The organism is Pantoea eucalypti, assembly GCF_009646115.1.
Taxonomy (GTDB): Bacteria; Pseudomonadota; Gammaproteobacteria; order Enterobacterales; family Enterobacteriaceae; genus Pantoea; species Pantoea eucalypti.
In genome coordinates this window covers 733,283-747,308 of sequence record NZ_CP045720.1, presented here as the reverse complement: position 1 = coordinate 747,308, position 14,026 = coordinate 733,283, and the positions used below count along the sequence as shown (strand labels likewise).

The 14,026-nt window shown below is 53.4% G+C and carries 11 protein-coding genes and 1 tRNA gene; 3 read left to right on the top strand and 9 right to left on the bottom strand.

Annotated features, from left to right (window positions below):
* Nucleotides 1-50 precede the first annotated feature (50 nt).
* Together EE896_RS03550 and treF are read left to right on the top strand one after the other, a co-directional pair.
* Nucleotides 51-908, top strand: a complete 858-nt coding sequence (locus EE896_RS03550) for an SDR family oxidoreductase (RefSeq protein WP_105099896.1) — start codon at nt 51-53, stop codon at nt 906-908.
* Between the two features lie 356 nt (nt 909-1,264).
* Nucleotides 1,265-2,923, top strand: a complete 1,659-nt coding sequence (gene treF / locus EE896_RS03545) for an alpha,alpha-trehalase TreF (protein WP_050540840.1) — start codon at nt 1,265-1,267, stop codon at nt 2,921-2,923.
* 72 nt (nt 2,924-2,995) lie between these two features.
* Here the strand turns inward: treF and EE896_RS03540 are convergent, their stop codons facing one another.
* The 5 genes from EE896_RS03540 to EE896_RS03520 form a co-directional block, all read right to left on the bottom strand.
* The gene (locus EE896_RS03540) at nt 2,996-3,502 is read right to left on the bottom strand and encodes a ferritin-like domain-containing protein (RefSeq protein ID WP_004571240.1); all 507 of its coding nucleotides are present in this window, start codon (nt 3,500-3,502) and stop codon (nt 2,996-2,998) included.
* 10 nt (nt 3,503-3,512) lie between these two features.
* Nucleotides 3,513-3,995: a YciE/YciF ferroxidase family protein gene (locus tag EE896_RS03535; RefSeq protein ID WP_004571241.1), complete on the bottom strand. Its 483-nt coding sequence runs from the start codon at nt 3,993-3,995 to the stop codon at nt 3,513-3,515.
* A 503-nt stretch (nt 3,996-4,498) separates the two neighbouring features.
* Nucleotides 4,499-4,663, bottom strand: coding sequence for a con-10 family general stress protein (locus EE896_RS03530; protein ID WP_004571242.1), 165 nt, complete (start codon nt 4,661-4,663; stop codon nt 4,499-4,501).
* A 746-nt stretch (nt 4,664-5,409) separates the two neighbouring features.
* Complete coding sequence (locus EE896_RS03525) at nt 5,410-6,375, bottom strand: sensor domain-containing diguanylate cyclase (protein WP_008925701.1); 966 nt, start codon at nt 6,373-6,375, stop codon at nt 5,410-5,412.
* A gap of 473 nt (nt 6,376-6,848) precedes the next feature.
* Nucleotides 6,849-6,924, bottom strand: a tRNA-Phe gene (locus tag EE896_RS03520).
* A 223-nt stretch (nt 6,925-7,147) separates the two neighbouring features.
* Here EE896_RS03520 and EE896_RS03515 point away from each other — a divergent pair.
* Complete coding sequence (locus tag EE896_RS03515) at nt 7,148-8,467, top strand: methyl-accepting chemotaxis protein (protein ID WP_105099901.1); 1,320 nt, start codon at nt 7,148-7,150, stop codon at nt 8,465-8,467.
* A gap of 27 nt (nt 8,468-8,494) precedes the next feature.
* Here EE896_RS03515 and mrdA read toward each other — a convergent pair whose 3' ends face one another.
* The 4 genes from mrdA to deoA form a co-directional block, all read right to left on the bottom strand.
* Entirely contained in the window at nt 8,495-10,366 is a 1,872-nt protein-coding gene (gene mrdA / locus EE896_RS03510; protein WP_008925702.1) for a penicillin-binding protein 2, read from the bottom strand.
* 220 nt (nt 10,367-10,586) lie between these two features.
* The gene (gene deoD / locus EE896_RS03505; protein WP_003848553.1) at nt 10,587-11,300 is read right to left on the bottom strand and encodes a purine-nucleoside phosphorylase; all 714 of its coding nucleotides are present in this window, start codon (nt 11,298-11,300) and stop codon (nt 10,587-10,589) included.
* A 26-nt stretch (nt 11,301-11,326) separates the two neighbouring features.
* Nucleotides 11,327-12,550 carry a phosphopentomutase gene (deoB, locus tag EE896_RS03500; RefSeq protein WP_039659340.1) on the bottom strand — a complete coding sequence of 408 codons (1,224 nt, stop codon included), beginning with the start codon at nt 12,548-12,550 and terminating at the stop codon, nt 11,327-11,329.
* Nucleotides 12,551-12,645: 95 nt separating this feature from the next.
* Complete coding sequence (deoA, locus tag EE896_RS03495) at nt 12,646-13,974, bottom strand: thymidine phosphorylase (RefSeq protein WP_008925704.1); 1,329 nt, start codon at nt 13,972-13,974, stop codon at nt 12,646-12,648.
* Between the last annotated feature and the right edge of the window lie 52 nt (nt 13,975-14,026).

Here is a 14,026-nt window from a genome sequence, read left to right as displayed (position 1 = left end):
TTAGTTTATATCTTAGTCTGGATTTCAACAACAGCCACAGGAGTCATAGCATGATTGCAATAACAGGTGCCACCGGCCAGCTGGGCCGTTTCGTTATCGAAGCTTTACTGAAAAAAGTGCCGGCAGAAGAGATCGTCGCTGCTGTCCGTACACCCGCCAAAGCGGCCGATCTTGCGGCGCAGGGCATCACGGTCCGACAGGCCGACTACAGTCAGCCAGAAACGCTCAGGGCCGCTTTTGCAGGCGTCGATAAACTGCTACTCATCTCCGGCAGTGAGGTGGGTCAGCGTGAAGCGCAGCATAAAGCCGTTATTGAAGCGGCACAGGCGGCGGGCGTAGGCTTCATCGCCTATACCAGCCTGCTGCATGCGGACACCTCACCACTGGGCTTAGGCGTTGAACATCGCGCCACAGAAGCGCTGCTGAAAGCCTCCGGCATCCCCTTCGCCCTGCTGCGTAATGGCTGGTACACCGAAAACTATGCCGCCAGCATTCCACCTGCGCTGGCACATCATGCATTTATCGGCGCGGCGGGTGAAGGTCGCATCGCGTCTGCAGCCCGTCAGGATTACGCTGAAGCGGCGGCTGAAGTCATGTCCCGTGAGGATCAGGCGGGCAAAGTATATGAACTGGCAGGCGACGACAGCTACACGCTGGCGCAGTTTGCTGCAGAGATTGCCGCGCAGAGTGGTGAGAAGGTTGATTACGTCAATCTGTCTCAGGCTGATTTTGCCGCCGCGCTTAAGGGTGCTGGCCTGCCAGAGGGTCTGGCGGAGATGCTGGCAGACTCGGATGCCGGTGCAGAGAAAGGCGGTTTGTACAATGACTCCCGCCAGCTGAGCAAACTGATTGGTCGCCCGACCACGCCCTGGCAGACAGTCGTTCGCGCGGCGCTGGCGAACACCTGATTCTGCTGTCAACGAGCGGGCAACCAGGCCCGCTTAGTTCCCTGCTCCTTTCTGCGCGGCGTTCCGTTACGTATGCCATTTTCTGCACCCTTTTCGGCCCGGCTATCTTTTACAAAATGTGAATAAACGCCAGTTTTCTTCAGTTTGAATTTTTTTATCCATTCCGTTAAGAGATTCATCTGAAATGTATTTTTTGTGAACACTGCTATATTTGGTTGAATTGTCTGGGATTTATCAAAAAACCTCGATTAATAGACAATTTTTATTACGTTCATAGATATTCTGCATTGTTGTTCCGCTGAATGAGAGGTCTATAATTTGTCTTTTGTGCAACCACGACCGCTCAGGAGGCCGTTATTAATACCCATCGCCAGCAACAAAATGCACTTGAAGAGGTTCGTGCCGGGGCGGAAGTTGAGTATCAATACGATCCCCATGAACTGAAACTGGAACGCATGCAGGATTCTGAGCCCGAGCCGGAGTTGATTGAAGGCTTACCGGCTCCGGATGCACTCACCCCTGCCGATCGTTATCTGGAACTGTTTGAACATGTCCAGATGTCGCGGATTTTCGAGGATAGCAAAACCTTCCCCGACTGTTCGCCTAAGTACGATCCGCTGGATGTGCTGATGCGCTATCGTCGACAGAAACGCAGCAGTGATTTCGACCTGTCGCGTTTTGTCGCCGATCATTTTTATCTGCCTGGCGTAAACGAAAGCTTTTATGTCTCTAACCCGGATAAAACCCTCAACGAGCATATTGATGACCTGTGGCCGGTTCTGACCAAAATGCCGCAACAGCATATGCCGCACTCATCACTGCTGCCGTTGCCGAAACCTTATGTCGTGCCAGGGGGACGCTTTGGCGAAACCTATTACTGGGACTCCTACTTCACCATGCTCGGCCTGGCAGAATCAGGCCGCGATGATCTGCTCCGTCACATGGCGGACAACTTTGCCTGGCTGATCGATAACTACGGTCATGTGCCAAACGGCAATCGTACCTACTATCTCAGCCGTTCTCAGCCGCCCGTGTTTGCACTGATGGTAGAGCTGTTCGAAGAAGATGGCGTGCGCGGTGCGAAACGCTATCAGGAACAGCTGATGAAGGAGTATCAGTTCTGGATGGATGGCGCGGGTTCACTGATGCCGAACCAGGCTTATCGTCACGTAGTGCGGATGCCAAACGGCTCCCTGCTGAACCGCTACTGGGATGATCGCGATACGCCGCGTGATGAGTCGTGGATGGAAGATGTTGAAACCGCCCGCGAATCTAAACGTCCGGCCAGCGAAGTCTATCGTGATCTGCGTGCTGGCGCGGAGTCAGGGTGGGATTACTCATCTCGCTGGCTGCGAAATCCGAAACGCCTGTCGAGCATCCGAACGACTCAGTTTATCCCCATCGATCTGAACGCATTCCTGTACAAGCTGGAGCTGATGATCGCGACCCTGTCGCACGCCAAAGGTGAAGAGCTGACGGCGCTGGCGTGGCAGAAAAAGGCGGAAGCGCGTAAACGTGCGATTACCCGTTATCTGTGGGACAGCACCGCCGGTGTGTTCCGCGACTATGACTGGCGTCGTGAGCGTTTCGGTGCCTTTACCGTAGCTTCAGTGGTTCCGCTGTTTGTGGGCCTGGCGACGCCGCATCAGGCGCATCTGCAGGCGATCTCGTTGCGTCATCTGCTGCTGAGCAACGGCGGTCTGCTGACCTCAATGGTCGAAAGCGGGGAGCAGTGGGATCGGCCTAACGGCTGGGCACCCATGCAGTGGATGGCAATTGTTGGCCTGAATAACTATGGCGAAGAGACGCTGGCAACAGAAGTGGCTGTGAACTGGCTGAATACGGTCAATAACTTCTATCAGTTGCATCACAAGCTGGTAGAGAAATATGACATCAGCGGTGAGCGTGCGCGTCCTGGCGGCGGCGGTGAATATCCGTTACAGGATGGCTTTGGCTGGACTAACGGCGTGACGCGTAAGCTGATGACGATGTATGGACATTTAATGGCTGACTGAATATCACCAGCCTGAAAAGCACTAACGCAAAAAGCCGGGAATCCCCGGCTTTTTCATGCGCGCTATTCAGCACTACTTCTTCGCTTCCACGCCCGGCTGTGACGCACGCTGCAGAAACTGCTGAGTGATCTCTGGCAGGTTCTGCAGCAGCCACTCAGCCATCGCCACTTCCTGGTCACGGATCTCGTTAAGTATGCGTACGCCCTGCGTATCACCTACCTGCTCTGCCGCGGCAATCAGGCTGGTGTAGCTGGCGATCTCAGCATTCTCGAAGACATAACCACTGATAGCGCCCTTCACGACTTCATCCGAATTGAACATACCGCCAACAGCCTGACCGGCCGCCGCCATTTTGCCCATCGCATCTTTCATCACAGAGTGATCGATACCGTGAGTGTCGAGCAGCTGCTCCAGCAGTGTCAGCTGATGTTTAGTCTCTTCCAGATGCTGCGCCAGACGCTGTTCCAGCGCCGGATAGTGCTCAAGACGGCCAGCCATCTTGCTCAGCATACTTTCAGCCTGCTTTTCCATGGCATGCGCATCGCGCAGCCAGTCATGATAATGTTCTATCGCAGTCATGTATTACTCCTTAAGAGACGGTAATAGACTCGGCTACCTGGGTGAGTTTCTCATCCGTTTGCTTCTCTTCGTTCAGAGTAGCTTCCAGTAGCTCTGCCGCTTTGGTGTAACCCAGCTTCAGTGCCAGCGCATGCAGAGTGCCGTAGGTCGCGATCTCATAGTGCTCAACTTTCTGTGCAGCACCAATCAGCCCCTGATCGCGAATCTCACCTTTTTCAACCGAGTCGATAATTTCCTGTGCTTCTTCAACCAGACCTTCAAGCGCATGACATTTCATTCTTTTAATTTTGACTTCAGGTGTCACTTCCACCAGCTCGTCGAGTCGTTCAATCTGCGCACGGGTCTCTTCCAGATGCTGATTAAACGCAGCGATAAGATTTTCGTCACTGGCTGCACGCGCCATTTTAGGTAATGCACGGGTTATCTGTTTCTCAGCGCTGTAAACATCGGATAGGTCATGGATGAACAGGTCGTTTAACGTTTTCACTGTCATAAGATAGCCTCATTGTTTAAAACGCTGCGTCGGTAATAACGCAACGCCAGTCATATCGTTGACACCTGAAAAGTCTAGTGGAGATTTTTAATATCGCACGCTGCGTCAGTATGAATTTAAGACAAAAGTGGCATGTAAAATGCATTTTCCTTTTTACAGCAGACATTTAGCCGGGGAATGTTTTTATGTTTGCGGCTTCGCTAGCTGCATCGTAATTTGTACAAAGTAATAAAACACTGTATACATTTTTTCAGATTAACTGCATAAAAAAAGAACCAGTCAAAACTTAGTTGTACACGGTTTTATTAAATCGTATAGCTTTAACCTATCGGAAATAAAAAACCGGAAGAGTAAACTCTTCCGGTTCAATTAACAGCTCCCGCTATTGCCAATGATGGAGCAATGACATAATTCAGGGAGTAATTATCTTCGCGAGGAACTAAACAGATTCAAAATGCCCGGCTAACAGAGTAACCCTGCCGTCACAGCAGTGTTAAAGACTTTCAGCTCCGGCGGCTAACCTTACCTCCTTTGCGCCCCGCTTCAATGGCACGTTCAGGATCGTTCTTAAAGTTACCGCCGCTTTTCTGGCCTCCTTTACGTCCTGCTTCAGCAGCACGCTCTTTGTCGGCCGCAAAATTCCCGGCCCCACCGCGATATTGAGTCATATGCGTCCTCTTTGAATATTAAAAATTGGAATTTGCACAGTTAACACTTCATCAGGCCGATTCAGCAACATAAATGTAGTCAGAAAAACGGACCAATCAAGTGAGATAAATAAAAAACCCGTCACAGTTCTGGTTTATTGCTCGTACTACCCTCAACCGGATTGATAGCGGATTTCAACCAATGCTCCTTTCTATTGATAAAAGAGCCGCGGCATGAAAAAGCTTTATAACTAAAATCGCCGCGCCCTATTAATCGATCATTTTCAAAAAATGTCCAATTGAAAAAAATATAAGCGAAGCGGTAAGTGGATAGTTTAATCAATATCAGGTAGTGAATATGATCAACAAACGATCAATTTCACTAAGCGAAGCGATAAATAGGATTTTAACTTCCCCTTCTTATCGTTGGAAATAAGCGAAGCGTAAACCTTGATCACGATAGCTGAAAACAGCCGAAATTGATCATTAAATGATCAATTATCCTGATTTGAATAAATTTTTTAATTTGAAAGAGACTCGGATTTAAGGCGGATATTGCACTTTAACCGAAGCGGTAAGACTTACATATTCTGGCAGTGAAAATTGAATTTTCAGAATAGTACTAAAAGTGATTTTTGCAGCGATACGCGGAAATTGCACACGCAGGCGCAAAACAAAGTACAAAATGTTGTGGGTGAGAGTAGGCAGTAACTGAAGATAAAGTCTTTCAACAGGAGCTGGCAAAGCCTATGCCGGGTTAATCGGAGTCAGAGTGGATCCGGGAAAGCGTGATCAAACGCCACGCCGCGCTTGCCGTTTTTCTTAATGCGGTACATCGCTTCATCTGCGCGCGCAAGGGCAGTATCAAAATCATCTCTTCCCTGTACCTGTGACACCCCGACAGAAGCCCCAATCAGGGCGTGACCATTTGCCATATCAAATGGGGCAAGCACCGCGTCCAGGCAGGCATGGGCCAGTTGTCTGACCTGCGGATGGTCAATCGCAAACGGCAATAACAGCACGAACTCATCACCGCCGAGCCGGCCAATCATCACTTCTGTCGGCGCGAGTTCGGTAAACCGATGGCTTAGCTGGATCAGCACTTCATCACCGCTGCGATGACCCAGGGTGTCGTTGACGTGTTTGAAGTTATCCAGATCGATAAAGACAACGCAGAGTGGCCCCTGCGCTTTCAGCTCACAGAAATAGTTCTGCAAAGCATGGCGATTGTTAAGCATCGTCAGGGGATCGTGAAGCGCCAGCAGGGCAAGCTGCTCTTCATATTGCTTCTCTTTGGTCATGTCGATATGCGTGCCAATGACTTTGACAGGCTCGCCATGGGCATTCCACTCGCTGACCCGCCCCCGATCCAGCACCCACGTAATACTGCCGTTTTTGGCAATCATGCGGTGAAGTGCTTCGTAGTAAGGTGCTTTCCCGGCGATGTGATCGTTAAAAGCCTGCAAAACCTCATCGGCATCCTCGGGATGCAGACTCTCCTTCCAGGATTCGAAATTGGCGTCGGTCTCTTTCGGCTGGAACCCGAGCATCGCTCCCCAGCGCCGGTTGAAGATCACCAGCTTGCCACTGGGAATATCAAGCTGCCACAGGAACAGTCCGGTACCATCGAGCGCCGCGTTAAGTTTTGTACGGGCGTCATGCGCTATACGCTTCAGACGCGCATTATGCTTTTTCAGGTTCTGTATCTGCAGACGCAGCGCTTCTTCTGACATGACCGTGACGGAGCTGGAAAAAGGGCTATTGTGCCTGTCAGGTTGATTCTGTAAAGAGTGCCTTATAAAACACGATTAGCCCCGGTCAATTGCAGGCTGGACAGGATTTCAGGCGGCAACGCTCTTGCAATGCAGCACAGAGCCGGGACGGCAAAGTGATTTCGACGTGAAATCTATTTGTGTTGCTACTGAATTAAGAACTGGAATGAGCGACTATAGACGAAATTCGGATTGTTCGGGAAGGTATGGAGTCAGGTGGACCGGATTAGCGCTACAAACGCAAAAACCCGCCAGAGGCGGGTTCTTTGAATTTTGGTGCCCGAACCCGGACAAAAATGCCGGGAGCATTTTTGCATCGCGTGCCAGCGCGACCCGGAGGGCGAGCCACAGGAACGTGGCGAGTGAATCGAACCTTCGATAACGCGGTTCGCTCTATAAACGCAAAAACCCGCCAGAGGCGGGTTCTTTAAAGATGGTGCCCGAACCCGGAATCGAACCAGGGACACGGGGATTTTCAATCCCCTGCTCTACCGACTGAGCTATTCGGGCAACGGGCCGCATTAAACCAAAGCGGCCCGGCAGCGTCAAACGCTTTTCACCGAAACTCACTCGATTGACCGCTTTTCCATCAACTCAATGACTGGTTTTGAGCCGCCGCAAAAACCTCACGGCAAGCCGTATAAATTTCACTCAGCGGAGCGAGTTAAGGCTGCATTGTGCCGCGATTTTGCCGATATAGGATGCGAGACCAACACTAATAATAAGGATCGCTATGTTTTCCACCATTACATCAGGCATCGCTTCGCGCCATAGCTGGCAGAAGCGCTCACACTCAGTTGCCACGCTGAGCTCTCTCAACGGCTCCATCGCCATGATTGAGTTCTCTCCCGATGGCACCATTCTCAGCGCCAACGCGCTGTTTCTGGCGCGCATGGGCTACACGCTGGCTGAGATTGAAGGCCAGCACCACAGCCTGTTTTGCACTCCGGAACAGCTGCAGTCGCGGGAGTATCAGGATTTCTGGCTGCGACTGAACCGGGGCGAAAGCTTCAGCAATAAGTTTCTGCGTATGGCAAAAAACAGCCGCCCAATCTGGCTGGAAGCCAATTATGTGCCGGTACAGAACCGTCATGGCCGGGTGATCAAAATCGTCAAACTGGCGACCGACATCACCGGTCATATTAACGATGCGCATGAGCAGCGCGCCATCACCACCGCCATTGAACGGTCAATGGCAGTCATCGCCTTTAACCTTAAAGGTGAAGTGCTGAAAGCCAATGACAACTTCCTGAAAACCATGGGATACCGTCGTGAAGAGGTGGAAGGCATTCATCACAGTCGCTTCTGTTCGCAGGCCCTGCGTGAGAGCCGCGAATACAGTGAATTATGGCAGCAGCTGAACCGGGGAGAATTTGTCTCGGGTCAGTTTCCCCGCGTGAATAAACGCGGTGAAACGGTCTGGTTGCGCGCCACCTACAATCCGGTATTTGACGAACAGGGCAGGCTCTACAAGATCGTGAAATTCGCCACCGATGTCACCGCGCAGGTGGAAAAAAACCAGCAGGAGCATGACGCGGCACAGCGGGCTTATCACACTGCGCTGCAAACCGATCAGAGCACAAAGCTGGGGGCGGATGTTATCGCCAGCAGTGTGCAGACCATGAACGCCCTGGCCGGTGAACTGCAGGGGATCTCGGGTGATATCACTGGCCTGAGTGAATCCTCCGATCGTATCGGCGCGATTGTGGAAGGTATCCGCCGGATAGCCGATCAGACTAACCTGCTGGCGCTGAATGCCGCAATCGAAGCCGCGCGTGCCGGAGCTCATGGCCGCAGCTTTGCGGTGGTCGCTAACGAAGTCCGCACGCTGGCGGCGAACATCAATCGCGCCACCAGCGACATTGAAAATCGGGTACAGCAAAACCACCTGCTGGCGAACCGGGCGCTGAAAGGGATTGAATCGAACCTGAAACGCGCCGATCAAGGCGTGCAGCTGGCCCAGGAGGCGGGCGGCGTGATTGCGGAAATCCGTGAAGGCGCAACCGACGTCGTGCGCGCCATCAGTCAGGTGACTAAAACACTTAAAGCCTGACACGTTGAGGGGGCAATCGCCCCCTTTTTACGGTGCAGGCTGAGCAGGTGCTTCGGGTGCTGAAGGAATAAAGATGTGATCCAGAATCGCCCGCATTACGGGTGCCGCAACAATCCCTTCATTACCGCCATTCTCCAGAATCAACGCCACCGCCACTTTCGGGTCATTAAACGGCGCAAAAGCGGTGTAGAAGATATGGTCACGCAGCCGCACCGGGATCATCTTCGCGTTATAAGTCTGGTTCTGGCGCAGGCTGAACACCTGCGATGTCCCACTCTTTGCAGCGATGCCATAAGGTGCCGTATGGAAATATTTATAACCTGTGCCATTTGGCGCGTTAGCCATGCCAAACATCGCGTGTCGAACCAGCGACCAGTAGGGTGAATGCGGATCGCCAATCTGCGCCTCGCGCTGCGCGGGATGGTAGTTCTCAACCAGCGTGCCGCGCTGGGTTTTTTCCAGCAGATGCGGTGCAATGACCCGACCATTATTAATCAGCGCCACCATCGCCTTCACCATCTGAATCGGCGTCGCAACCCAGTAGCCCTGCCCGATACCCACAGACACCGTATCGCCCTGATACCAGGTCTTTTTATGGACCTTCTGCTTCCATTCACGGCTCGGCAGTAAGCCGCTGTACTCTTCATTGAGGTCGATGCCGGTCGACTTGCCATAGCCAAACTGGCTCAGCATGGTGTGAATCCGGTCGATGCCCATCATGAATGCCACCTGATAGAAGAAGGTATCGGCAGACTCTTCAATCGCCCGGGTAACATCCAGCATGCCGTGCCCGCTCTTTTTCCAGTCGCGATAGTGCCGGTCGGTGCCTGGCAGCGTCCAGGTCGGCGCGCCAAAGAACTGCGTTTGTGGCGTAATAACATGGGTCAGCAGCGCCGACATCGCCATATAGGGTTTCACCGTGGAGGCAGGCGGATAAAGGCCCTGCGTGACGCGGTTAATCAGCGGCAGGTCTTTATCCTGCAGCAGCTTTTTGTAGGCCTGATAGCTGATGCCTTTTACAAAGGGGTTGGGGTCGTAACTGGGGCTGGAAACCATCGCCAGCACTGAGCCGTCGTGCGGATCTTCAACCAGCAGCGCCGCACGCTGTCCCGCCAGCAGACTCTCTATATATTGTTGCAGATGCAGGTCCAGCGTCAGCGTCAGGTTTTTACCCGCCACTGGCGGCACCTCTTTCAGCACCCGCACAATGCGGCCGTGGTTATCCACCTCCACTTCCTGATAACCCGGCTTGCCGTGCAGCAGCGATTCGTAATAGCCCTCAATCCCCTGCTTACCAATATTGTGGTCAGCGGCATAGTTTTCGGCGATGCCTTCTGCGTTCAGCCGTTTGTAGTCGCTGTCGTTGATTTTCGACACATAACCGAGCACGTGTGCCAGATCGGCGCCATAGGGATACTGGCGATCCTGATAGGTTTCCAGACTGGCACCGGTAAAGCGAAACTGATTAACTGCAAAGCGCGCGACCTGCTCTTCATTCAGCTCCTCTTTCAGCACCACCGGCTTGTAACGACTGGTCTGTTTCAGGGCACGGCGGAACGTATCAATCTCATCGGGCGTCAGATTAATTAAAGGTGTCAGCGCCCGCAGTGTGGCGTCCATATCGGTGATTTTGTATGGGGTCAGCGTAATGGCGTACCAGCTGACGTTGCGCACCAGCGGAATACCGTTGCGGTCATAAATCAGCCCACGTGTCGGGGCGATGGGGATCATCTTGATGTCGTTCTGGTTGGATCGCGTCTGGTAGTAGCTATGATCGCGCACCTGCAGGCGATAAAGGTTTACGCCAAGAATGGTGAAACAGATACAGACCAGAGCAAAGGCTATTGCGGCACGACGGGCAAACAGCTTCTCTTCAGCATCAAAGTTACGAAAGTTCATCAGGAGGCATATCAGGCGATTAATTTTTATCTGTTATTGCGCACTATGATAAGGCCCGGATGCAGAGGTGCCAGCGCGAAGATGCACAAGCCTCAGCAAAAGTGTGTCATTTGATGTGAATGTTACCGGGACGGCGAGGCGGGAAAATCAGATCCTCCCGCAAAGGAGGATCTGAACAGGGGATCGGATAGCGGGCGGGAACGATTACCCGCCGCGCGGATTAATCACCCAGCAGGACAGACTCCAGCGCAATCTTAATCATGTCGTTGAAGGTGGTCTGACGCTCAGCAGCAGTGGTCTGCTCGCCGGAACGGATGTGGTCGGATACAGTACAGATGGTCAGCGCTTTTGCACCGAACTCAGCGGCCACACCATAGATACCTGCAGCTTCCATCTCTACGCCGAGGATGCCATATTTTTCCATCACGTCGAACATCTGCGGATCCGGGGTGTAGAAGAGATCGGCAGAGAAGATGTTACCCACGCGCGCTTCAACGCCCAGGTTTTTCGCCGCATCAACCGCGTTACGCACCATGTCGAAGTCAGCAATCGCAGCGAAGTCGTGATCTTTAAAACGCATACGGTTTACTTTGGAATCGGTGCAGGCACCCATACCAATCACGATATCACGCAGTTTTACGTCGGCACGTACGGCACCACAGGAGCCCACACGGATGATCTTTTTAACGCCGAAGTCCGTGATCAGCTCTTTGGTGTAGATGGAACAGGAAGGGATACCCATTCCGTGACCCATTACAGAGACTTTGCGGCCTTTGTAGGTGCCGGTGTAGCCCAGCATGCCGCGCACGTTGTTCACTTCAACCGCGTTTTCCAGGAAGGTCTCTGCGATGTGTTTTGCACGCAGCGGATCGCCAGGCATCAGTACGACGTCAGCGAAATCGCCCATTTCAGCATTAATATGTGGGGTTGCCATTGTTTAATCCTTATTAAAGTGCTGATTTACAGCATGTTCTTGCCATAGTCCATCTCGGACAGGCCAAAGTAGTGTGCAATTGTCTGACCAATATCGGCGAACGTTTCACGGTATCCCAGTGAACCCGGCTCCACTTTCGGTCCGTAGATCAGAATCGGAATGTGCTCACGCGTGTGTTCGGTGCCGTGCCAGGTCGGGTCACAGCCATGGTCAGCCGTCAGGATCAGAATGTCATCTTCGCCAACCAGCGCCATCAGCTCAGGCAGACGGCGGTCAAACAGCTCCAGACCACCTGCATAACCGGCTACATCGCGACGATGTCCCCAGGTTGAGTCGAAATCAACGAAGTTGGTGAAGACTATCGACTGATCCGGCGCGATTTTCATCTCCTGAATCGTCGCATCAAACAGCGCATCCAGACCGGTCGCTTTGACCTTTTTGGTGATGCCCTGCTCGGCATAGATATCCGCGATTTTACCCACGGAGATCACATGGCCGCCCTTCTCGTCCACCAGCTTTTTCAGCATAGTGGCAGATGGCGGCTCGACGGCCAGGTCGTGACGGTTGCCGGTACGCTCGAACTGACCCGCTTTGTCACCCACAAACGGACGGGCGATAACGCGGCCAATGTTGTAGCCACCTTCAGTCAGCTCTTCACGGGCAATTTCGCACAGCGCATAGAGACGATCCAGACCAAAGGTCTCTTCGTGACAGGCGATCTGGAACACCGAGTCGGCAGAAGTATAGAAAATCGGCTTGCCGGTTTTCATGTGCTCTTCGCCCAGCTGGTCGAGAATCACTGTACCGGAAGAGTGGCAGTTACCGAGATAGCCCGGCAGGTCTGCACGCTCAACCAGCTTATCCAGCAGGTCCTGCGGGAAGCTGTTCTCTTTGTCGCTGAAGTAGCCCCAGTCAAATAGCACGGGCACGCCAGCGATCTCCCAGTGGCCTGACGGTGTATCTTTACCTGACGAAAGCTCGCTGGCGTACGCGTACGCGCCAGTGATCTTCGCTTCAGGATCCAGGCCTGGCGGGAAGCGGCCGGTAGACAGCTCTGCGGCTTTGCCCAGACCCAGCGCGGTGAGATTAGGCAGATGCAATGGACCTTTACGCCCCTTGTCTGCTTCACCGTTAAAACAGGCTTCGGCGATATGACCTAAGGTATCTGAACCCACGTCACCGAATTTATCGGCATCTTTACTGGAGCCAATTCCAAAGGAATCGAGCACCATAATAAAAGCACGTTTCATGCAAGTCTCCTGCGCTATGGCGCGTGACAAGTCAAAAAAAAGCGATCAGATCAGTATACCCGAATGCATCACGGCTGGCACCGGTTACTGGTCAGTTAGCTGATATCGCTCACACGGCGATAGACAACCGGCGTCTCAGCTGGCGCGGAATCCCCGAGTACCAGTGCGGCTTTAACCGCAGCGGCAGCCTGCTGCCATTTGTCTTCGCTGCTGGCGTGAATCATCGCCAGCGGACGCTGCGCATCGGCACGCTCGCCCAGGGTGATCATCTCACTGAAGCCAACGCTGTAATCGATGCTGTCGCTGGCACGCTGACGTCCGCCGCCCATCGCCACAACCGCCAGGCCCAGCGCACGAGTATCCATGCTGCTGACGATGCCTGGCTGGTCGGCGTAGACCGGTTTACTCAGCATCGCCTGGGGCAGATAAGTGTCATAGCGTTCAATGAAATCAGTCGGTCCCTGCTGGGCAGCCACCATGCGCCCAAACACCTCGGCGGCTTTGCCGTTATCCAGCACCGTCATCAGCTTCTGACGTGCTTCGGCATCGCTGGCAGCCAGTTTGCCGGAGATCAGCATTTCACTGCAGAGCGCCAGCGTCACTTCCAGCAGGCGCGGATTGCGCTGCTCGCCGGTGAGGAAACGAACCGCTTCACGCACTTCAAGTGCGTTACCGGCTGAGGAGGCAAGAACCTGATTCATGTCTGTCAGCAGCGCGGTGGTCTGGCAGCCGGCACCATTGGCGACGCCCACAATCGACTGCGCCAGACTCTCTGATGCTTCATAGGTGGGCATAAACGCGCCGGAACCCACTTTGACATCCATCACCAGCGCATCCAGCCCTTCTGCCAGCTTCTTCGCCAGAATCGAAGCGGTGATCAGCGGAATGGAATCGACGGTAGCGGTGATGTCACGCGTGGCGTAGAAGCGCTTGTCCGCCGGTGCCAGCGAGCTGGTCTGGCCGATAATCGCCACACCGACCTGCTTAATGATTTCGCGGAAGCGGTCATCGCTGGGGAAGATATCGAAGCCCGGAATCGCTTCCAGTTTATCCAGCGTGCCGCCGGTATGGCCGAGGCCGCGACCGGAGATCATCGGCACATATCCGCCGCAGGCGGCAACCATCGGACCTAACATCAGCGACGTTACATCGCCGACACCGCCGGTCGAGTGCTTATCCACCACTGGCCCGTTAAGGTTGAGTGATTTCCAGTTAAGCACCGTACCGGAATCACGCATTGCCATGGTCAGCGCAACCCGTTCTGGCAGCGTCATATCGTGGAAGTAGATTGTCATCGCCAGCGCGGCGATCTGACCTTCCGAGACGGTGTTATCACGCACGCCATTAATGAAGAAGCGAATCTCCTCTTCAGTCAGCGCATGGCCGTCACGTTTTTTGCGAATAATTTCTTGTGGCAGGAACAAGGTAGCCCCCTGGTCAGGGAAAACAGGATGGGGAACAGGCGGTCACCGACCG